Here is a 20,126-nt window from a genome sequence, read left to right as displayed (position 1 = left end):
CAGGTGTGAAAAAAATAATAAAAAACAAAAAATTAGCAAATACGCGGCAACGGTTCCGCGTGGGGTAAATCTAACAGGCGTTTAACGCCGTACAGCCCCGCCAGGCGTACGCCCTGACGTTCAACAACTTCACCAATGATAGCGGCATCCGCGCCAAGCGGGTGGGCGCGTAAACGTGACAGCGCCTGCTCTGCGGCCTCGCGCTGTACGGCAATCACCAGTTTGCCTTCGTTGGCAAAGTTCAGCGCTTCCAGCCCCAGTAACTCGCAAACGCCACGCACTGCCGGTTTTACCGGTAACGCGGCTTCGTTGAGTTCGATACCGAAGCCGCAGGCAGCGGCAAACTCATGTACCACCGCATTCACGCCGCCGCGCGTGGCATCGCGCAGCGCTTTCACGCCGGGAAGATCGTGCAGGGTGGCGATAAGCGGCGTCAGCACCGCGCAATCGCTGGACAACTCCCCGTCCAGCCCCAGCCCTTCGCGCAAATTAAGAATCGTGGCGCCATGATCGCCCAGCGTGCCGCTTGCCAGCAGTACGTCGCCTGGTTGCAGCGACTGCGCCGCCCAGCGAATCGAGCGCGGAATCGCGCCAATCCCGGCAGTATTGATAAATAGCTTATCCGCCGCGCCGCGCTGCACCACTTTGGTATCGCCGGTCACAATCGCGATATCGGCCGCGCGGGCGGTGGCGGCCATGCTGTCGACGACGGTTTTCAGCGTCGCCATCGGCAGACCTTCTTCAAGGATAAAGCCGCAGGAGAGATAACGCGGAGTCGCGCCGCTGACGGCGATGTCGTTGGCGGTGCCGCATACCGCCAGCTTGCCAATATTGCCGCCGGGGAAGAACAGCGGATCGATCACATAGCTGTCGGTGGAGAACGCCAGCCTGTCGCCGCTGGCAGCCAGCGCGGCCAGATCCAGCCGCGCCTGATCTTCTTGTTCCGCCAGCCACGGATTGGCGAACGCCTCCATAAAGAGCTGGCTGATAAGCTGCTGCATCGCCTGGCCGCCGCTACCGTGGGCGAGTTGGACTTCATTCATACTTCACACTCCTGAGCGCGATACTGATACCAGGCCGCGCAGGCTCCTTCTGAGGAGACCATCAGCGCGCCAAAGGCGCTTTGCGGATTACAGGTATTGCCAAACAGCGGGCACTGGTGCGGTTTGCAGCGGCCGGTCAGCACATCGCCGCAGCGGGCGCGCGGATCGTCATACACCTGCTGTGCAGCCGGGTGAAAGTGCGCTTCGGCGTCGAACTGCTGATAAGCCTGCGTCAGATGTACGCCGGACTCGCCGATCACCCCCAGCCCGCGCCACTCGCTGTCGCCGCTGACGGCAAACACATCGGCAATCGCGGCCTGCGCCAGCCGGTTGCCTTCATCCGGCACGACGCGGCGGTACTGGTTTTCCACCCGGCTTTGCGCGGCGATTTTCTGTTCCACCAGCATTACCACGCCCTGCAACAGATCCAGCGGTTCAAACCCGGCCACCACCAGCGGGCGGCGAAATTCTTCGGCAATAAAGGTGTAGGCGTCGGTGCCGATCACCATGCTGACATGGCCGGGCGCAAGGAAAGCGTCGATGCCGTTGTCCGGCTGTTCCAGCAGGCTGCGCAGCGTCGGGATCAGCGTAATGTGCTGGCAGAAAAACCAGAAGTTGTTGATGTTGCGGGCTTTCGCCTGCTGAAGCGTAATAGCCGTGGCGGGCATGGTGGTTTCGAAACCGAGGCCGAAGAACACCACTTTGCGCTGCGGATTTTTTTCCGCCAGCGCCAGCGCATCCATCGGTGAATAGACGATGCGCACATCGGCACCGCGCGCTTTCGCCTGTAACAGCGAGCCTTTTTTCCCCGGCACGCGAATGGCGTCGCCGAAAGTACAGAAGATTACTTCCGGATGGCTGGCGATCTCTACGCAGGTATCGATGCGCCCCATCGGTAACACGCACACCGGGCAGCCCGGCCCGTGGATAAACTCGATGTTTTCCGGCAGTAACTGGTCAAGGCCAAATTTAAAGATGGCGTGCGTATGACCGCCGCACACTTCCATAATGCGCAGCGGACGCGCGGCGGTATAGCTGAGATGAGACGCCCGTTCGCGCAGATGGGCAATCAGCTGCATCACCTGTCCCGGGGCGCGATATTCGTCGACAAAACGCATTATTTCTCCTCGCCGTAGAGCAGCGCGCCGACATCCGGCTCGACATCGAACATATTTTGCAGCGCCGCCAGAGTATCGAGCGCTTCGGCTTCGTTAATCACGCTCATGGCAAAACCGACGTGCACCAGCACCCACTGGCCGAGACGCGGCTGGCCGTGTTCATCGTGGCTGCCGACCAGGGTTAAATCGACGTCGCGCTGAATGCCGCAGACATCCACTCTGGCTTGCAGGCCGTCAATGGCGCAAATTTGCCCCGGTACGCCTATGCACATCGTTGCGTCTCCAGCCAGTCGAGCCAGGCGTCCATCCCGTCGCCTTTGGTGGCGGAAACCAGCAGGATCTCAATCTGCGGGTTCACTTCACGGGCATAAGCGATGCAGCGCTCGACGTCAAAATTGAGGTACGGCAGCAGATCCACTTTATTGAGCAGCATCAGCGAGGCGGCGGCGAACATGTGCGGATATTTCAGCGGCTTGTCTTCCCCTTCGGTCACCGACAACACCGCCACTTTATGGCGTTCGCCCAGATCGAAGCCCGCCGGGCACACCAGGTTGCCGACGTTTTCAATAAACAGAATGCCGCGATCGTCGAGCGGCAGACGCGGCGCAGCATCGGCAATCATCTGCGCATCCAGGTGGCAACCCTTGCCGGTATTCACCTGAATCGCCGGAGTACCGGTGGCGCGAATACGCGCAGCGTCGTTGACGGTTTGCTGATCCCCTTCGATCACCGCGCAGGGTACGCGCGCATTCAGGCGCTGCAGGGTTTCGGTGAGCAGAGTGGTTTTGCCGGAGCCAGGGCTGGAGACCAGGTTCAGCACCAGTTGCTGGCGGGCGGCAAAGCGGGCGCGGTTGCGGGCGGCGATCTGGTTATTTTTATCCAGGACGTCGATCTCCACTTCCAGCATCCGGCGCTGGCTCATGCCCGGCGCGTGGGTGCCGGCTTCGCCATGACCGTAATGCAAATCGCCGTTATCCGATTGGGTTGGGGCGAACTCACCGGTATTGATGCGGGTTATAGTTAGCGCAGGGCGCGCAGCAGGGGCGAACGGTGCGCTGCGAAATGCAGAGTGCGGGTTATGTTCGTCACCCTCGATATAAAGGTTACCGTCCTGACAACCACATGTTGTACACATTGTTTACTCCTCAATTTCCAGGCGCTGAATTTGCATTCCATCGTCGGCAACGATCTGCAACTGGTCGCTGTGGCATTGTGGGCAGCGGCGAACTCGCTGGGTAAGCAGCGTGACGTACTGCCGACAAGACTCGCACCAGCACTCCGCTTGTTGTTGTTCGATGTGCAGTGTACAACCTTCAGCCAGGCTGCCACGGCACACCAGATCAAAACAAAACGTTAAAGCTTCGGTTTCGACACAGGAAAATGCGCCCACTTTTAACCAGACGCCGGTGACCCGACGCGCGCCGTTCGCTGAAGCCTGTTGTTCAATAATTTCCAGCGCCCGCTGGCACAAAGTGATCTCATGCATAATCCCTCCTTATGAGTTGCCGCGTTAATGCAATAAGAGTGCCATGAGTGATTTTGACACCGTGACGATGTCGAACCTGTCGAGATGACACGTCGAAATTAACGAATATTTTTATTTATTCCTTTATTAATCAATAAATTAAATTTTGGCATGGATGATGCTTTACCGCCGTTGTTTCAATTAATCAGGTAAGCAGACATGACGATTTGGGAAATTAGCGAAAAGGCAGATTACATTGCCGGGCGACACCATCTCCTGCAGGAGGAGTGGCGCAGTTACTGTAACGCGCTGGTTCAGGGGATCACGCTGTCAAAAGCGCGCCTGCACCATGCAATAAGTTGTGCGCCAGAGCAGCAGCTCTGTTTTGAGCTGTTCGGCCATTTCATAGTCACCGTCTCGCTGACCGGCGGCTTTAACGGCCATACCCTCGAATACGCGATTGCCAATAAAGATGGCAGCGATAAGCGCTTGATTGCACAGGCGCAGCTCACCTGCGATGGCAAAGTGGACGGCGTTATCAGCACCCACGATCGCGAAAAAGTGCTGGAGCACTATCTGGAAAAAATCGCCACGGTTTACGACAGCCTGTACGCGGCGGTGGAAAACGATACCCCCATCAACCTCTCTCTTCTTGCCAGCAGCGCGCACGCGTCTGCGCTGGCCTGAGTTTGGGTGTCGAGATGTGTCGAAGTGACACGTCGTGCGACTGATTTCGTCAAAAATGACCGCCCGGACTGGGTGAATCACCTGAGGATTAGCTGGTGAACCGTTTTGTAATTGCCGACTCGGCGCTCTGTATCGGCTGCCACACCTGCGAGGCGGCCTGCGCGGAGACGCATCGCGCGTATGGCTTGCAGTCGATGCCGCGGCTGCGCGTAATGCGTAATGAACATGAATCCGCGCCGCAGCAGTGCCACCACTGCGAAGACGCGCCCTGTGCGGGTGTGTGTCCGGTAAACGCCATTAATCGCGTCGATGGCGCGGTGCAGTTAAATGAAAGCCTGTGCGTAAGCTGCAAACTGTGCGCGATTGCCTGCCCGTTTGGCGCTATCGAATTTGCCGGTAGCCGCCCGCTGGATATTCCGGCCAACGTTAACTCGCCGCTCGCGCCCGCCGCGCCGCCTGCACCTGCCCGCGTCAGTACGCTGCTGGACTGGGTGCCCGGCGTGCGGGCTATCGCCGTGAAGTGCGATCTCTGCCATTTCGATGATCAAGGCCCGGCCTGCGTGCGGATGTGTCCGACCAAGGCGCTGCATCTGGTCAATAACCTCGACATCGCCCGCGCCAGCCGTCGCAAACGCGAGCAGACCCTGAATACGGACTACGGCGATTTGTCGCTGTTTACCCAGCTTAACCGGAGTGCAAAATGACAATCCTCTCTTTGCTCAACGGCGCGGTGGCGGTGTTTATCTGCGCTGCTGCGCTGGCGTACCTGTTTACGCGGGCGAAAATTCTCAGCGGCTGGCTGGCCGGGCTTGGCGGCGCAATCGGTAGCGCTATGGCGACCGCAGCCGGGTTGTTGTCACTGCTGGGCGCCGATGCCGTTTCCGGCAACCTGACGCTGTTGCAGTACCCGTTACTGGTCACGCCGCTGCGTGCCGTGTGGGTGATCACCTTCGGCCTCTGCGGCCTGCTTATTAGCCTCTATAACATCCACTGGCACCGCCATGACGCGGTGAAAGCCAACGGGTTGTTGATCAATTTGCTGCTGGCCGCCGCGCTGTGCGCCGTCTGCGCCGCGAACCTGGGTGAGCTGGTCGTGATGAGCGAAATCATGGCGCTGAGCGCGGTGTTTCTTACCGGTTGCAGCGCTTCTGGCAAACTGTGGTTCGCCATGGGGCGACTGGGCACCGTGCTGCTTGCGCTGGCCTGCTGGTTTATCTGGCAGCGTTATCACACGCTCGATTTTGTTCAGCTTAGCGGGCAACCGCTCAGCAGCGGCGTCTGGCTGCTGGGGGTGATTGGCTTTGGTCTGCTGGCGGGGATTATTCCGCTACACGCCTGGGCGCCGCAGGCGCATGCCAGCGCGCAAGCACCAGCCGCCGCGCTCTTTTCTACCGTGGTGATGAAAGTCGGGCTGTTCGGCATTCTCAGTTTCTCCTTGCTGGGCGGCCAGCCGCCGCTGTGGTGGGGAGTTGTGCTGCTGGTATTCGGCATGATCACCGCCTTTGTCGGCGGTTTGTATGCGCTGATGGAGCACAATATTCAGCGCCTGCTGGCTTATCACACGCTGGAAAACATCGGCATCATTTTGCTCGGCCTTGGCGCGGGCGTAACCGGGCTGGCATTGCAGCAACCGGCGCTGATGGCGCTGGGGCTGGTTGGTGGTCTGTATCACCTTTTCAATCACAGCCTGTTTAAGAGCACGTTGTTTCTTGGCGCGGGCGCGCTGTGGTTTGGTACTGGCTATCGCGATATCGAAAAACTGGGCGGCATCGGCAAAAAAATGCCGCTTATTTCGCTGGCGATGCTGGTCGGGCTGATGGCGATGGCGGCGCTGCCGCCGCTCAATGGCTTTGCCGGTGAGTGGGTGATTTATCAATCCTTCTTCAGCCTGAGCGGTAGCGGCCACTTTGTCCTGCAACTGATTGGGCCGCTGCTGGCCGTTGGCCTGGCGATAACCGGTGCGCTGGCGGTGATGTGTATGGCGAAAGTCTATGGCGTCACCTTCCTTGGCGCGCCGCGCACCCCGCAGGCGGAAAACCCGCAATCCATTCCCTGGCTGATGACCGCAAGCGTGGCGGTGCTGGCGCTCTGCTGCGTTATTGGCGGCGTTGCTGCGCCGTGGCTGCTGCCGCGTCTGTATGCCGCCGTACCGCTGCCGCTGCACACCGCGAACACGGTGGTGTCGCAACCGATGATCGCGCTGCTGCTGATTGCCATGCCGATACTGCCGTTGCTGCTGATGGTGCTGTTTAAAGGCGATCGTCTGCCGTCCCGCAGCCGTGGAAGCGCCTGGGTGTGCGGCTACGATCATGAAGGTTCAATGGTGATCACCGCCCACGGTTTTGCCATGCCGGTAAAAGCCGCATTTGCCCCGGTGTTGAAGCTGCGCAAATGGCTGGAACCTACGCTGATTCTGCCCGGCTGGCGTACCGACGCGGCTCCGCTGCTGTTTCGTCGGCTGGCGCTGATTGAGCTGGCGGTGCTGGTGGTTGTGGTGATTTCCCGAGGAGCCTGATGATGAGTTTTCTGTATGCGTTATTGCAGGCGCTGGTGCTGTTTGCCTGTGCGCCGCTGCTGTCCGGTATTAGCCGCGTGGCGCGCGCCCGGCTGCACAATCGCCGCGGGCCTGGCGTGCTGCAAGAGTACCGCGATCTGTTCAAATTGCTGGGCCGCCAGAGTATTGCGCCTGCGGCATCCGGCTGGGTGTTTCGCCTGATGCCGTTTGTGATGGTGGGCGTGATGCTGACCATTGCGACGGCTTTGCCGGTGGTCACCATTAACTCGCCGCTGCCGCTGCTGGGCGATTTGATAACCCTGATCTATCTGTTCGCCATTGCCCGCTTCTTCTTTGCCATTGCCGGGCTGGATACCGGCAGCCCGTTTACCGGTATAGGCGCCAGCCGTGAAGCGATGCTGGGCGTGCTGGTCGAGCCGATTTTGCTGCTCGGTTTGTGGGTGGCGGCGCTGGTGGCGGGTTCCACCCATATCAGCCATATCACCGACACCGTTTACCACTGGCCGCGCGCGGCCTCAATCCCGCTGTTCCTGGCGCTCTGCGCCTGCGCGTTCGCCACCTTTATCGAGATGGGCAAACTGCCGTTTGACCTTGCGGAAGCGGAGCAGGAGTTGCAGGAAGGGCCACTGTCGGAGTACAGCGGCAGCGGCTTTGCGCTGCTGAAGTGGGGCATCAGCTTAAAACAGCTGGTGGTGCTGCAAATGTTTGTCGGCGTCTTTCTGCCGTGGGGGCAGATGAGCAGCTTCAGCACGGCGGGTCTGCTGCTGGCGTTGGTGGTGGCGGTAGTGAAATTAATCGTTGGCGTACTGGTGATTGCCCTGTTTGAAAACAGCATGGCGCGCCTGCGTTTTGCCGCCACGTCACGCGTCACCTGGGCCGGGTTCGGCGTTGCCTTTTTAGCGTTCGTCTCCTTACTGGCGACGTATTAAGAGAGTTTATGCATGTCTGAAGAAAAAATCGGTCAACACTATCTGGCTGCCCTGCACGAGAAATTTCCCGGCGTGGTGCTGGATGAAGCGTGGCAGACCAAAGACCAAATCACTATTACCGTGAAAGTGAACTACCTGCCGGAAGTGGTGGAGTTTCTCTACTATCAGCAGGGCGGCTGGCTGTCGGTGCTGTTTGGTAACGACGAACGCAAGCTGAACGGCCACTTTGCCGTTTACTACGTGCTGTCGATGGAGCAGGGCGTCAAGTGCTGGATAACGGTGCGCGTTGAAGTCGATGCCCTGAAACCGGAGTATCCGTCGGTGACGCCGCGCGTGCCTGCGGCCGTGTGGGGCGAGCGCGAAGTGCGCGATATGTATGGCCTGGTGCCGGTCGGTTTACCGGATGAACGCCGCCTGGTGCTGCCGGATGACTGGCCGGATGAACTCTATCCGCTGCGTAAAGACAGCATGGATTATCGCCAGCGTCCCGCGCCGACCACCGACGCGGAAACTTATGAATTCATCAACGAACTCGGCGATAAGAAAAACAACGTGGTGCCGATTGGCCCGCTGCACGTTACGTCGGATGAACCGGGCCACTTTCGCCTGTTTGTGGATGGCGAGAACATTGTCGATGCCGACTATCGCATGTTCTATGTGCATCGCGGAATGGAGAAGCTGGCGGAAACCCGCATGGGTTACAACGAAGTCACCTTTCTCTCGGATCGCGTGTGCGGCATCTGTGGGTTTGCCCACAGCACCGCCTACACCACCTCGGTAGAGAACGCGATGGGCATCGTGGTACCGGAACGCGCGCAGATGATCCGCGCCATTCTGCTGGAAGTGGAACGCCTGCACTCGCACCTGTTAAACCTCGGTCTGGCTTGCCACTTTGTCGGTTTTGACTCCGGGTTTATGCAGTTTTTCCGCGTGCGTGAAACGTCAATGAAGATGGCGGAAATTCTCACCGGGGCGCGTAAAACCTACGGTCTGAACCTGATTGGCGGCATTCGCCGCGACATGCTGAAAGACGATATGGTGCAGACGCGCGCGCTGGCGCAGCAGATGCGCCGCGATGTGATGGAGCTGGTTGAGGTGCTGATGAGCACGCCGAATATTGAGCAGCGCACCGTCGGCATTGGTCGTCTTGATCCGCAAATCGCCCGTGATTTCAGTAACGTCGGCCCGATGGTGCGCGCCAGCGGCCACGCCCGCGATACCCGCGCCGATCATCCGTTTGCCGGTTACGGCCTGCTGCCGATGACCGTGCACAGCGAGCAGGGCTGCGATGTGATTTCCCGCCTGAAAGTGCGAATCAACGAAGTGCTGACCGCACTGAACATGATCGATTTCGGTCTGGATAACCTGCCCGGCGGCCCGCTGATGGTTGAAGGCTTTACCTACATTCCGCACCGTTTTGCCCTTGGTTTTGCCGAAGCGCCGCGCGGGGATGATATCCACTGGAGTATGACCGGCGACAACCAGAAGCTCTATCGCTGGCGCTGCCGTGCGGCGACCTACGCCAACTGGCCAACGCTGCGCTATATGCTACGCGGCAACACCGTTTCCGATGCGCCGCTGATTATTGGCAGCCTTGATCCTTGCTACTCCTGCACCGACCGCATGACGGTGGTGGATGTGCGCAAGAAGAAAAGCAAGGTCGTGCCGTACAAAGAGCTGGAGCGTTACGGGATCGAGCGTAAAAATTCGCCGTTGAAATAGTGGGAGAACGCTAGCGATGTTTACCTTTATCAAAAAAGTGATCAAAACCGGGACGGCAACCAGCGCATATCCGCTTGCGCCGATGCCGGTGGATAAAAACTTCCGCGGCAAACCAGAGCACAATCCGCAGCAGTGCATTGGCTGCGCGGCGTGCGTCAATGCCTGCCCGTCGAACGCGCTGACGGTAGAAACCGATCTGGCGACCGGCGAACTGGCCTGGCAGTTTAATCTCGGGCGCTGCATTTTCTGCGCCCGCTGCGAAGAAGTGTGCCCGACGGCAGCAATTAAGCTCTCTCAGGAGTACGAACTGGCGGTGTGGAGCAAAGCCGATTTCCTGCAACAGTCGCGCTATGAGCTGTGCCAGTGCCGCGAGTGCGCACGGCCTTTCGCGGTGCAGAAGGAGATCGATTACGCCATTGCGCTGCTGGCGCATAACGGTGATACCCGCGCCGAGCAACACCGCGCCAGCTTTGAGACCTGCCCGGATTGCAAACGCCAGAAATGCCTGGTGTCGTCCGACCGCGTCGAATTGACCCGCCATATGAGAGAGGCCAGCTAATGAGCCAGCTATTAGGTCCGCGTGATGCGGACGGTATTCCGCTACCGATGACGGTGGAGGAATCCATCGCCAGCATGAAAGCCTCGCTGCTGAATAAAATCAAACGCTCCGCTTACGTTTATCGTGTGGATTGTGGCGGCTGCAACGGCTGCGAAATCGAGATTTTCGCTACGCTTTCGCCGCTGTTCGATGCTGAACGCTTCGGTATTAAAGTCGTGCCTTCGCCGCGCCATGCCGACATTCTGCTGTTTACCGGCGCTGTCACCCGCGCGATGCGTTCACCGGCGCTGCGCGCCTGGCAATCTGCGCCGGATCCCAAAATCTGTATCTCCTACGGCGCGTGCGGTAACAGCGGTGGTATCTTCCACGACCTGTACTGCGTCTGGGGCGGCACGGATAAGATCGTTCCGGTGGATGTGTATATTCCCGGCTGCCCGCCAACGCCTGCCGCCACGCTGTATGGTTTTGCCATGGCGCTGGGGCTGCTGGAGCAGAAAATTCACGCCCGTCTGCCTGGCGAGCAGGACGATCAACCGGCAGAGATCCTGCATCCGGCCATGGTGCAACCGCTGCGGGTGAAAGTGGATCGCACCGCGCGTCGCCTCGCGGGTTACCGCTATGGCCGCCAGATTGCCGATGATTACCTGCGTTTGCGCAGCATCGGCGAACATGAAGTGGTGCGCTGGTTAGCGCAGGAGAACGATCCGCGCCTGACCGAAATTGTCAGCCACCTGACTCAGGTGGTGCAGGAGGCGAAAATCTGATGAGCGAGACGGTGGCCTTTAGCCAGCTGCGGCGGAAATTTGTCGATGAGAACGATGCCACGCCGCCGCAGGCGCAACAGGTGGTCTATTACTCTCTGGCTATTGGTCACCATCTTGGCGTGATCGATTGCCTGGAAACGGCGCTTTCCTGCCCGTGGGAGGCTTATCTGGCGTGGATCGGCACGCTGGAGAGCGGCAGTGAAGCGCGGCGAAAAATGGAAGGCGTGCCGCGTTACGGCGAGATTGTTATCGACAGCACGCACGTAATGATGCTGGCCAACGCATTTGACCGGGCGTTGGTCGGGCAAAATGAACAGCAGCAGGCCTGGAGCAGGGCGCTACTGTTGATGCTGCACGACATCCACCAGGAAAGCGCTATCTATTTGATGGTAAGGAGATTACGTGACTGATGTACTGCTGTGCGTGGGCAACAGCATGATGGGCGATGATGGCGCAGGCCCGTTGCTGGCGCAGATGTGCGCGGAAAACCCGCAGGGAAACTGGCAAGTGATCGACGGCGGCAGCGCACCGGAAAACGATGTGGTGGCGATCCGCGAGCTGCGACCGACGCGGCTGCTGATTGTGGATGCTACCGATATGGGGCTGAACCCCGGCGAGATGCGCATTGTCGATCCCGATGACATTGCGGAAATGTTCCTGATGACCACCCACAATATGCCGCTCAACTATCTGATCGATCAGTTGAAAGAGGATATTGGCGAGGTGATTTTTCTCGGCATTCAGCCCGATATTGTCGGTTTTTACTACCCGATGACGCCGCCGGTGAAAGCGGCGGTAGAAACAATTTACCAGCGGCTGGCTGGCTGGGAAGGCAACGGCGGGTTCGAGCCGCTATAAACAGCGCCGGGCTTCCGGCGCTGCATTAACGACGGCGTTTTTCCGAGTACATCACCTTATCGCAATCTTCCAGCATGCCGTGCAGCGTGGTGTACTTATCGCCGCCGTTTTCAATAATGCCGTGCGAGTAGTTGATGTGATAATTCTTGCCGGAAAGACGGTCGATGGCATCGATGCGTGATTGCAGATCGAAGAGAAACGCATCAGCGTTGTGTGTCGGTGTGTTCACCAGTAGCACCGCAAACTCACCGCCGCCAAGCCGGGCGGCAATATCCTGATCTTTCAGGCATTTGGTCAGATTGCTGGCGAAGGTTTTTACCACCTCGTCGCCCTCTTTATTCCCCAGCAATTCATTGATCGATTTCAGGTTGTCGATGCTGAAATAGAGCAGGGTGAGATCTTTTTTATGCTCTTTGAGCCAGGCAAAACGTTTCTCGCCAGAGCGGTAAAAGCCACGGCTGTTGGGCATGCTGGTCAGCAAATCGGTCATTGCCATGCTGAGGATCAGAAACTCATCTTCCACAATGGCGGCGAAATCGAGCAGGGTGTTGATTTCCGCACTGGAAAACGGGCGCGGATAGGTATCGATGATGCAGATGGTTCCGGCAATTGCGCCGTCCGGCAGCCGCACCGGGCAACCCGCGTAAAAGCGTACCCACGGTTCGCCAACAACAAACGGGTTTTCGGCAAAACGCGGATCGGCAAGGGTATCTTTGACAATAAATACGCCCTCTTCGAGGATCGCATGCGCACAGAACGACAGATTGCGCGGCGTTTCGTGGGTATCGATGCCGCTGCGCGACAGCAACCACTGACGATCGCGATCGAGCAGGCTTATCACCGCGATGGGGACATCAAAGGTAGTCTTTGCCGTGCGGGTGAGCCGGTCAAAACGTTCATCATCCTTTTTATCCAAAAGATCCATCATGTACAAAGACTTAAGCCGCTCTCTTTCATTGACTGGCATGGCCGGGAAGATCATAGGGCATCCTCGATTTTCTTTGTTTTCTCAAGTGTAGACAGATCTTCCCATCATTGCGTTATATATCCGTGGCTTGCTCCTGCGCGCGGATAAAATTGATAAACGCCTGTAATGGCGCAGGGATTAAGCGCCGTGAATTGTAATAGAGCCACGGGCCGCTAAATGATTGCCACCAGGGCTCCAGCAACGGCGTCAGTGCGCCGCTTTCGAACGACGGGCGCAGCCACTCTTCAAACAGATAGATGATGCCACTACCGGCAATTGCCGCCTGTACCGCCAGATCCACCGCGCTGCCGACGCTGACCACCAGCGAACCATTCACCTGAATGCGCAGGGTTTCACCCTCACGGATAAATTCCCACTCCGGCATCACGCCGCTGGCGTAGCGCCCGCGAATGCAGTTGTGGTTAATCAGATCGCGCGGGTGCTGCGGCAGGCCGTAACGCTGCAAATAGGCCGGTGCCGCCGCAGCGGCAAAACGCTGACGGCGCGGGCCGATGGGCAGTGCCACCATATCCTGTTCCAGGCTTTCGTCGTAACGGATCCCCGCATCGCAATTTTCGCGAAACACATCCTGCACGTTGCTCTCAGCGACGATCTCCAGCCGAATATCCGGGTATTGCGCCAGAAAAGGGGGGACAATGGCGGGCAGTACCAGCCGCGCCGCGCTGACCGGGACATTCAAACGCAGCGTGCCGCTCGGCGTGGTGCGATAGCGGTTGATGGCGTCCAGCGCGGCATCCACTTCGCTCATTGCCGGTTGCAGGCGCTCCATCAGCGCTCTGCCTGCCTCAGTCAGCGCCACGGTACGGGTGGTGCGGTTAAACAGCCGTACGCCGAGTTGCTGCTCGGCGCGGCGCACTGCGTCGCTCAGGCGGGAGGGGTTTGAACCGGTCACGCGCGCGGCTTCACGGAAGCCTCCGGCGTTGGCGACCGCGACAATGGCATTTAACAGGGCGAAATCCAGCTTCATTGTTCGGTTAACCGTACAGTGTGTATTAATTTTGCTGGATTGTTGCACAGCCGTACAGCTCCTACAATCGGGTTACTTAACGCACAGGAGGTTTTCCATGTCTCAATCCACGCTTACTTATCGTCTTGGCGATCGTCAGGTTGGTCGTCTGGGTTACGGTGCGATGCAACTGGCTGGTCCTGGCGTGTTTGGTCCGCCTGCGGACGAAGCAAAGGCGCTGGCGGTATTGCGCGATGCCATTGCTGCCGGGGTGAATCATATCGACACCAGTGATTTTTATGGCCCGCATGTCACCAATAAATTGATTAAACAGGCGCTGCATCCTTATCCGGACGACTTATGCATCGTCACCAAAGTCGGCGCGCGTCGTGATGATAAAGCCAACTGGCTGCCCGCATTCAGCGCCGAGGAGCTGACCAGTGCGGTGGAAGATAACCTGCGTCATCTCGGTCTGGAGACGATAGAAGTCGTCAACCTGCGTTCGATGTTTGGCGTACACGGGCCGGAAGAGGGGCCGCTGGAAGCACCGCTGGAGGCGTTGATCAAACTGAAAGAGCGCGGGCTGATCCGCCATATCGGGCTGAGCAACGTTACGGCGAAGCAGGTGGCCGACGCGCAGAAAATGACGCCGATTGTCTGCGTGCAGAATCTGTATAACGTCGCTAACCGTCACGACGATGCGCTGGTGGATAGCCTGAACGCGCAGGGCATTGCGTTCGTGCCGTTCTTCCCGCTGGGCGGTTTCACGCCGTTGCAATCCGATGAGCTGAACGAGGTGGCGCAATCGCTTAACGCAACGCCGATGCAGGTGGCGCTGGCGTGGCTGTTGCAGCGTTCGCCGAATATCCTGCTGATCCCCGGCACGTCGTCGCCGCAGCATTTACAGGAAAACCTGGCGAGCGCGAACCTCGTACTGCCGCCGGAAGCGCTGGAAAAACTTAACGGTATTGGCGCGTAACTTCTGCGCCGGATGGGCTGCCTGATGGCGCTGCGCTTATCAGGCCTACGGGATCGCGCCGGTAGGCCAGGTAAGTCATCGGTTTGTAGGCCGGATAAGGCATCGCCGCCATCCGGCAATCAGCCACCACAGAGCAATTATTTGGGGGGCGCCACCGACTCGCGGCGCACCAGTTCACCTTCGTGTGAACAGGCCACGTGCTCGCCTGGCGACAACAGGATGTCGATGGCGTGACGGATCATCGCCTCCATCGGCACATGAATGGTGGTGAGTGACGGGTTGTAATACTTGCCGAGCACCGAATCGTCAAACCCGGCCAGCGACACATCCTGCGGCAGGCGCAGCCCCGCTTCCAGACAGGCTTTCGCCACGCCAATCGCCATATCATCATTGCCCGCGAGGATGCAGGTAAACGGCACCTTGCGCGCTAGCAGTTCACGCCCTGCGGCATAACCGCTGTCGGTAGACCATGTGCCATGTACCAGCAGTTGCGGGTCTGGCTCAATACCGGCGCGGCGCAGCGCCTGCTGGTAGCCCGCCAGGCGTTTTTCTCCGGTTGGCGAACCTTCAACACCGGTAACAAAAGCAATACGCGTATGCCCCTGCGCTAGCAGGTGGGCCATCATCGTTTCACAGCTTTGTTGATGATCGACAAACACGCACTGATTGCGGTGGCGGGAGAGTTCACGGTTGATGACGACGATGGGCGTCTGGCTGTTATCGATAATTGCGTCCAGCTCATCGACCGTCAGGTATTTGGGGTAAATCATGATCGCTTCACAGCGCAACGACATCAGCAGATCGATGGCGTCGCGCTCTTCCTGCGCGCTGTGTTTACCGTCTGCCAGCACCAGTTGTCGGCCATGCATTTCACTATTCGTCGCCGCGTGGTAAGTCAGGCTGGCGAAAAACGGGCCGTTATACAGCCCATTGGTGATCACCAGCCCCACCGAGTTGGTCTTATTATTGGCAAGATTGCGCGCCAGCTGGTTGGGGCGATAGCCCGTCTCGGCAATGGCCTGGAAAATGCGTTCCTTCACTTCCTCACGGACAAAAACTTTGCCATTTAGCGCGCGCGATACCGTCGCTTTCGACACGCCAGCCAGCCTGGCGACATCCAGTATCGTTACCATTTTTCGACCTCACTCTTGTTATTATGCTGGCTGCGCTCCTGTCTCCAGCGACATCAGCGGCATGCCGGGGCTGACGGCGCCCTGCGACTGATGGCGAGTCAGCGTAAATTCATCACTGTTCACCACCAGCACCGGCGTGGTCAGATCGTAACCCGCCTGCTCAATGCGCGCTTTATCGAACTCCAGCAGCGGCGTGCCAGCGGTGACTCTGTCGCCCTCTTTCACCAGCGGCGTAAAGTATTGACCTTGAAGGTTAACGGTATTCAGACCAACATGGATCAGTAATTCTGCGCCATTATCACATATCAGGCCGATAGCGTGATGCGTGTCAATTAATGTGGCAACCTGCGCGTCACACGGGGCGACAACCTTGCCTTCGTGAGGAACGATCGCCACGCCGTCGCCGAGCACTTTTCCGGCGAAGGCTTCATCGGGCACGTTTTCCAGTGCAATCACTTCGCCTTTAATCGGGCTGAGCATCTGTAATGAACCGACCTTCAGCGGCGCGGGTTCAGCGCTTTCCTGCGGATCTTCAAAACCGACAAACTGCACCATCACAATGGTCAGCACAATCGCGGTGCCTGCGCCAACCAGTTCGCCAATAAACGACATTGGCGCATCCGGGCTAATTGCGTTCACCAGCGTGAACAGGCCGGGCAGTGCCGCATAAGCGTAGTAGAGGCTGCCAAACAGGCTGGCGACCACCGCGCCAATCGCTCCGCCGATACAGCCGCAGATAAACGGTTTTTTAAAGCGCAGCGTCACGCCGTAAATGGCGGGTTCAGTGATGCCGAAAATGGCGGTAACGCCCGCCGAAAGCGAGGTGGCTTTGAGCGCTTTATTACGGCTTTTGATAAACACGCCAAACACCGCAGCCATCTGACCAATCACCGCGATGGTCTGATAAGCCTGGAATGAGTCATAACCCTGGGTATCGAAGTTCGCCATGATCACCGGCGTGATCCCCCAGTGAACGCCAAAAATGACGATCACCTGCCACACACCGCCAATGATCGCAGCGGCAACGGCCGGAGCGGCATGGAACAGCGTGTTATAGCCATGAGCAACGCCCAGCGCGGCCCAACTGGTGATCGGCCCAATCACCACCAGCGTCAGCGGCACGATCACCACAAAGCAGAGAAGCGGGGTAAACAGCGGGCTTATCACTTCCGGCAGCCATTTTTCGACGCGGCGTTCAAACCAGGACAGCGCCCAGACAAGGAACAGCGGCGGCAGCACCGATGAGGTATAAACCGTTTCCGCCAGCGGGAAGAAGAGGAACTTCACTTCGCTACCGGCGGCGATTTTCCCGGCCAGTGCCGTCCACTCCGGGTTGATCAGCGCACAGCAGCAGAGCACGGCAATAAACGGATTACATTTAAAATGGCGCGCCGCGGTAATGGCGATAAACACCGGCAGAAAGGCAAACGGCGTCCAGGACATAAAGTTAAGAATGGCGAAGGTGCCGGTGGTTTTGATATCCGCGTCCGCGAGGCCCAGCAGAATCAGTAGCCCCTGCAAAATCCCGGCGGCGGCAAGAATATAGACAATCGGGGCAAACACCGCCGACATGGTGGCGATGACCGCATCCAGCCAGCGTGTTTTCGGCTGCGCGGCACCGCCCTCTTTCTCTTTCACCATGCCGCTCAAAGCGTTAAACACACCGGCGACATGGGTGCCGATGACCACCTGGAACTGACCGCCGCTCTCCACCACGGCGATAACGCCGGGCAGACTCTGGATGCTGGCTTTCGCCGTGGCGGGCGTGTCGTTTAATACCAGACGCAGGCGGGTCGCGCAGCGGGAGAAGTTGCTGATGTTCTCTTCGCCACCCACCTCCCGCAGAATATCACTCGCTAACTTATTGTAATCCCTGATAACGGCCATTTTTATTTACCTTTTATTATCGGTGACTGAGTAGGTGTAACTGGGTGAAACCGGTTTCATGCTAGCCTGGTCAGGTCGCCGCGCAACCGGTTTCATAGAAAACTGGGAGGGAAATCACGCCATAATATTGGGCAGGAGGCTTAACAGGCCGGGATTAAAAAGAACTATTAAGATGCGGCCCATTGGATAGTAAGCATACGTTCTTGCGGTCATAGCCTTAAGGCTATAAAATTGTGTCATAGCATTTAGGCTATGAGGGAACGGCAATGTGGAACGTAATAACGACGGAGCGTTTTGATGCATGGTTTAACAAACAAACTGAACCTTTACAGGATGAAGTCCTGGCGATTCTCAAAATATTGAGTGAATACGGTCCCCATCTCGGCCGGCCGTATGTGGATACGGTGAAGGGATCAACATATTTGAATTTAAAGGAATTACGCATTCAATTTGCTGGCCATCCTGTTCGCGCATTTTTTGCGTTTGATCCAGACCGCCAGGCCATTGTGTTATGTGCAGGCGATAAAACAGGAAAAAATCAGAAGCGGTTTTACCAATATATGATCAAACTTGCCGAAACCGAGTTAAGTCATCACCTGAAGAAAAAGGAGTTAACATGGCAACCTTAGATGAGATGCTAGCCAAACGAAGCCCGGAGAGCCTTGCGCGCATTGAATCTCGTGTCGATGAACTTCGCCGCGATATCGTATTAAGCCAGTTACGCGAAGCATTGAATCTGTCTCAGACCGAACTGGCAGCGGCAATGGGCGTAAAGCAACCTACGCTTGCCAAAATTGAGCAACCGGGCAACGATCCGCGCTTATCGACGCTTAAACGTTATGTCGCGGCCTTAGGCGGCGAACTGAGCATTGATGTCACTTTGCCGGGCGGTAAAAAGATCGCGTTTCAAATCTGAACAAACCCTCTTTCGTCAATTTCGATGCGCCAGTCTGCAAAATCCGCAGGCTGGCATCATCACGCTCATCGTCGTTTCGTACTGATCCGTTCCTCTTCCGTCACGCATATTTCGTTGCAGGTCGAAGCATGGTGTGTCGCACTGCGTAAACTGGCGGCACATTCACTGATGGAGAGCGCTTATGATCGCTGTACTGTTTGAAGCCGATGTCGCCGCTGGCAAGCAGGATCGCTACCTGCAATTAGCGGCGGAACTCAAGCCGCAACTGGCAGAAATCGAGGGTTTTATCGCCATTGAACGCTTTCAGAGCCTGAGCACGGAAGGGAAGATTTTGTCATTATCCTGGTGGCGAGATGAAGAGGCGGTACTGGCATGGAAGGGCAACGTCCTGCATCGGGCGGCGCAGGCGGAAGGGCAGCGCTCGATTTTCTCGTATTACCGTATCCGTGTCGCACAGGTTTTTCGCGACTATTCATCCGCAGCCGGGAAGACCGACCATGTATGATATTCACGTTATGCTTAATAACGCGCCCGGCGGGCTGGCAGAACTGGGTGAAACGCTGGGTAAAAACGGCATTGGTCTGGAAGGTGGCGGTGTTTTTAGCACAGGAAATGAAAGCCATGCCCATTTTCTGGTGGCCGACGGCGAACGTGCCCGTCAGGTTCTGGAGGCTGCCGGATTTACCGTGCGCAATGTAGCGCAGCCGGTGATCCGCAAACTGAAGCAGGAAAAGCCCGGTGAGTTAGGCGCTATTGCCCGCACGATCGCGCAACATGGCATCACTATTCTTGTGCAGTACAGCGATCATGATAATCGCCTGATTCTGCTAACCGACAACGATCCGCTGACCCGTGAGGTCACGCAACCCTGGAAGATGGCGACATGAGTTTACCCGGTTTACCTGCGGCGCACGGCAACACGCTGGCGCTGGAAGAGGCGCTTGCCGGTATCGCCAGTGCGATGGCCGATCCTTCGCGCTCGCGGATGCTTTGCGCACTGATGGACGGGCGTGCGTGGACGGCGACGGAGCTGAGCACCGTGGCGGATATTGCCCCTTCGACCGCCAGCGCTCACCTGAACCGGCTGTTAAATCATGGTCTGCTGGTCTGCGTTTCGCAGGGGCGACACCGCTACTACCGGCTGGCAGGCAGCGATGTCGCTGCGCTGCTGGAAAATATGATGGGCGTGTCGATGCGTGCAGGGCGCACGCTGACCAGCCGCACGCCGCCGGAACTGCGGCAGGCACGCACCTGTTACGATCATCTTGCCGGTGAAATCGCGGTGGACATCTACGCGTTTTTGCAGCGTGAAGGCTGGATCACTGACGATGGCAGCGCGGTAACGAATGTCGGTAAACGGCAACTGGAAAAGATCGGCGTAACGCTCGATCCGCATACTCGCCGCAAACCCTGTAGCGCGTGCCTGGACTGGAGCGAGCGGCGTTTCCATCTTGGCGGCGATGCGGGTGCCGCGCTGCTTATCGCCTTCGAACAGCAGGGCTGGCTGCGCAGAACGCCCGGCTACCGTGAAGTGACCATTACCGCGGAAGGCAAGGCGGCGTTTTTAAGATTGTTTGCTGTCGGGCTGTAATGCTGCCTTTGGCTGTAAAAAATGGT

General features: G+C 58.0%; 25 protein-coding genes. 16 read left to right on the top strand and 9 right to left on the bottom strand.

From position 1 onward, the window contains the following. Positions 1 to 32: 32 nt before the first annotated feature. Genes hypE through hypA form a run of 5 tightly spaced genes read right to left on the bottom strand, consistent with a single transcriptional unit; the run spans position 33 to position 3,647 of the window. The gene (hypE, locus tag C0557_RS19895; RefSeq protein WP_007370504.1) at positions 33 to 1,043 is read right to left on the bottom strand and encodes a hydrogenase expression/formation protein HypE; all 1,011 of its coding nucleotides are present in this window, start codon (positions 1,041 to 1,043) and stop codon (positions 33 to 35) included. Continuing rightward, positions 1,040 to 2,161, bottom strand: a complete 1,122-nt coding sequence (gene hypD / locus C0557_RS19890; protein WP_208660432.1) for a hydrogenase formation protein HypD — start codon at positions 2,159 to 2,161, stop codon at positions 1,040 to 1,042. Before hypD ends, hypE begins: the two co-directional genes overlap by 4 nt. Next, positions 2,161 to 2,433 (bottom strand): HypC/HybG/HupF family hydrogenase formation chaperone, encoded by a 273-nt coding sequence (locus tag C0557_RS19885; RefSeq protein ID WP_208660430.1) that lies wholly within the window; start codon positions 2,431 to 2,433, stop codon positions 2,161 to 2,163. The genes hypD and C0557_RS19885 overlap by 1 nt, the downstream gene beginning before the upstream one ends. After that, on the bottom strand, positions 2,424 to 3,296 hold the full coding sequence (hypB, locus tag C0557_RS19880; protein ID WP_074773380.1) for a hydrogenase nickel incorporation protein HypB: 873 nt from the start codon (positions 3,294 to 3,296) through the stop codon (positions 2,424 to 2,426). The genes C0557_RS19885 and hypB overlap by 10 nt, the downstream gene beginning before the upstream one ends. A 3-nt stretch (positions 3,297 to 3,299) precedes the next feature. After that, positions 3,300 to 3,647, bottom strand: a complete 348-nt coding sequence (hypA, locus tag C0557_RS19875) for a hydrogenase maturation nickel metallochaperone HypA (protein WP_074773383.1) — start codon at positions 3,645 to 3,647, stop codon at positions 3,300 to 3,302. Positions 3,648 to 3,845: 198 nt separating this feature from the next. On the opposite strand from hypA, the gene hycA reads away from it, so the two are divergent. From hycA to hycI, 9 genes are all read left to right on the top strand, one after another. Then, a complete protein-coding gene (gene hycA, locus C0557_RS19870; RefSeq protein WP_074773386.1) occupies positions 3,846 to 4,313 on the top strand; it encodes a formate hydrogenlyase regulator HycA in 468 nt (155 codons plus the stop codon). Positions 4,314 to 4,408: 95 nt separating this feature from the next. Continuing rightward, entirely contained in the window at positions 4,409 to 5,017 is a 609-nt protein-coding gene (locus tag C0557_RS19865) for a 4Fe-4S dicluster domain-containing protein (RefSeq protein ID WP_074773389.1), read from the top strand. Continuing rightward, entirely contained in the window at positions 5,014 to 6,828 is a 1,815-nt protein-coding gene (gene hycC, locus C0557_RS19860; RefSeq protein WP_208660428.1) for a formate hydrogenlyase subunit 3, read from the top strand. Before C0557_RS19865 ends, hycC begins: the two co-directional genes overlap by 4 nt. Before the next feature lie 2 nt (positions 6,829 to 6,830). Beyond that, positions 6,831 to 7,757 carry a respiratory chain complex I subunit 1 family protein gene (locus C0557_RS19855; protein ID WP_208663054.1) on the top strand — a complete coding sequence of 309 codons (927 nt, stop codon included), beginning with the start codon at positions 6,831 to 6,833 and terminating at the stop codon, positions 7,755 to 7,757. A gap of 12 nt (positions 7,758 to 7,769) precedes the next feature. Further along, positions 7,770 to 9,479, top strand: coding sequence for an NADH-quinone oxidoreductase subunit C (gene hycE / locus C0557_RS19850; protein ID WP_208660426.1), 1,710 nt, complete (start codon positions 7,770 to 7,772; stop codon positions 9,477 to 9,479). 16 nt (positions 9,480 to 9,495) lie between these two features. Then, positions 9,496 to 10,038 (top strand): formate hydrogenlyase complex iron-sulfur subunit, encoded by a 543-nt coding sequence (locus tag C0557_RS19845; protein WP_074773401.1) that lies wholly within the window; start codon positions 9,496 to 9,498, stop codon positions 10,036 to 10,038. Beyond that, positions 10,038 to 10,802 (top strand): NADH-quinone oxidoreductase subunit B family protein, encoded by a 765-nt coding sequence (locus tag C0557_RS19840; protein ID WP_208660424.1) that lies wholly within the window; start codon positions 10,038 to 10,040, stop codon positions 10,800 to 10,802. The genes C0557_RS19845 and C0557_RS19840 overlap by 1 nt, the downstream gene beginning before the upstream one ends. Further along, positions 10,802 to 11,212 carry a formate hydrogenlyase maturation HycH family protein gene (locus tag C0557_RS19835; RefSeq protein ID WP_208660422.1) on the top strand — a complete coding sequence of 137 codons (411 nt, stop codon included), beginning with the start codon at positions 10,802 to 10,804 and terminating at the stop codon, positions 11,210 to 11,212. Before C0557_RS19840 ends, C0557_RS19835 begins: the two co-directional genes overlap by 1 nt. Continuing rightward, the gene (gene hycI, locus C0557_RS19830) at positions 11,205 to 11,660 is read left to right on the top strand and encodes a hydrogenase maturation peptidase HycI (RefSeq protein WP_074773409.1); all 456 of its coding nucleotides are present in this window, start codon (positions 11,205 to 11,207) and stop codon (positions 11,658 to 11,660) included. The genes C0557_RS19835 and hycI overlap by 8 nt, the downstream gene beginning before the upstream one ends. A 25-nt stretch (positions 11,661 to 11,685) precedes the next feature. Here hycI and C0557_RS19825 read toward each other — a convergent pair whose 3' ends face one another. Together C0557_RS19825 and C0557_RS19820 are read right to left on the bottom strand one after the other, a co-directional pair. Next, complete coding sequence (locus tag C0557_RS19825) at positions 11,686 to 12,642, bottom strand: sensor domain-containing diguanylate cyclase (RefSeq protein ID WP_208660419.1); 957 nt, start codon at positions 12,640 to 12,642, stop codon at positions 11,686 to 11,688. Between the two features lie 58 nt (positions 12,643 to 12,700). Next, positions 12,701 to 13,615, bottom strand: coding sequence for a LysR substrate-binding domain-containing protein (locus tag C0557_RS19820; protein WP_208660417.1), 915 nt, complete (start codon positions 13,613 to 13,615; stop codon positions 12,701 to 12,703). A gap of 97 nt (positions 13,616 to 13,712) precedes the next feature. Here C0557_RS19820 and C0557_RS19815 point away from each other — a divergent pair, with 97 nt between their 5' ends. After that, entirely contained in the window at positions 13,713 to 14,573 is an 861-nt protein-coding gene (locus C0557_RS19815) for an aldo/keto reductase family oxidoreductase (protein WP_208660415.1), read from the top strand. Positions 14,574 to 14,710: 137 nt separating this feature from the next. On the opposite strand, the gene C0557_RS19810 is transcribed toward C0557_RS19815, so the two are convergent. Beyond that, on the bottom strand, positions 14,711 to 15,706 hold the full coding sequence (locus tag C0557_RS19810; RefSeq protein WP_208660413.1) for a LacI family DNA-binding transcriptional regulator: 996 nt from the start codon (positions 15,704 to 15,706) through the stop codon (positions 14,711 to 14,713). 21 nt (positions 15,707 to 15,727) lie between these two features. Beyond that, entirely contained in the window at positions 15,728 to 17,593 is a 1,866-nt protein-coding gene (locus C0557_RS19805) for a beta-glucoside-specific PTS transporter subunit IIABC (RefSeq protein ID WP_208660411.1), read from the bottom strand. A gap of 266 nt (positions 17,594 to 17,859) precedes the next feature. Here C0557_RS19805 and C0557_RS19800 point away from each other — a divergent pair, with 266 nt between their 5' ends. The 6 genes from C0557_RS19800 to C0557_RS19775 are packed head-to-tail and all read left to right on the top strand — an operon-like array spanning position 17,860 to position 20,100. Then, a complete protein-coding gene (locus C0557_RS19800; RefSeq protein WP_208660409.1) occupies positions 17,860 to 18,222 on the top strand; it encodes a type II toxin-antitoxin system RelE/ParE family toxin in 363 nt (120 codons plus the stop codon). After that, entirely contained in the window at positions 18,210 to 18,509 is a 300-nt protein-coding gene (locus C0557_RS19795; RefSeq protein WP_064564162.1) for a helix-turn-helix domain-containing protein, read from the top strand. The genes C0557_RS19800 and C0557_RS19795 overlap by 13 nt, the downstream gene beginning before the upstream one ends. Before the next feature lie 24 nt (positions 18,510 to 18,533). After that, on the top strand, positions 18,534 to 18,710 hold the full coding sequence (locus C0557_RS19790; RefSeq protein ID WP_208660407.1) for a hypothetical protein: 177 nt from the start codon (positions 18,534 to 18,536) through the stop codon (positions 18,708 to 18,710). After that, positions 18,691 to 19,014, top strand: coding sequence for an antibiotic biosynthesis monooxygenase (locus C0557_RS19785; RefSeq protein WP_208660405.1), 324 nt, complete (start codon positions 18,691 to 18,693; stop codon positions 19,012 to 19,014). The genes C0557_RS19790 and C0557_RS19785 overlap by 20 nt, the downstream gene beginning before the upstream one ends. Beyond that, positions 19,007 to 19,396: an amino acid-binding protein gene (locus C0557_RS19780; RefSeq protein WP_208660403.1), complete on the top strand. Its 390-nt coding sequence runs from the start codon at positions 19,007 to 19,009 to the stop codon at positions 19,394 to 19,396. The genes C0557_RS19785 and C0557_RS19780 overlap by 8 nt, the downstream gene beginning before the upstream one ends. Beyond that, positions 19,393 to 20,100 carry a helix-turn-helix transcriptional regulator gene (locus tag C0557_RS19775; RefSeq protein ID WP_208660401.1) on the top strand — a complete coding sequence of 236 codons (708 nt, stop codon included), beginning with the start codon at positions 19,393 to 19,395 and terminating at the stop codon, positions 20,098 to 20,100. Before C0557_RS19780 ends, C0557_RS19775 begins: the two co-directional genes overlap by 4 nt. Positions 20,101 to 20,126 lie beyond the last annotated feature (26 nt).

It is taken from the genome of Kosakonia sp. MUSA4, assembly GCF_013085925.1.
Classification (GTDB): domain Bacteria; phylum Pseudomonadota; class Gammaproteobacteria; order Enterobacterales; family Enterobacteriaceae; genus Kosakonia; species Kosakonia sacchari_B.
The sequence above is the reverse complement of the archived record's forward strand: the minus strand, read 5'-3'. Positions and strand labels throughout refer to the sequence as shown.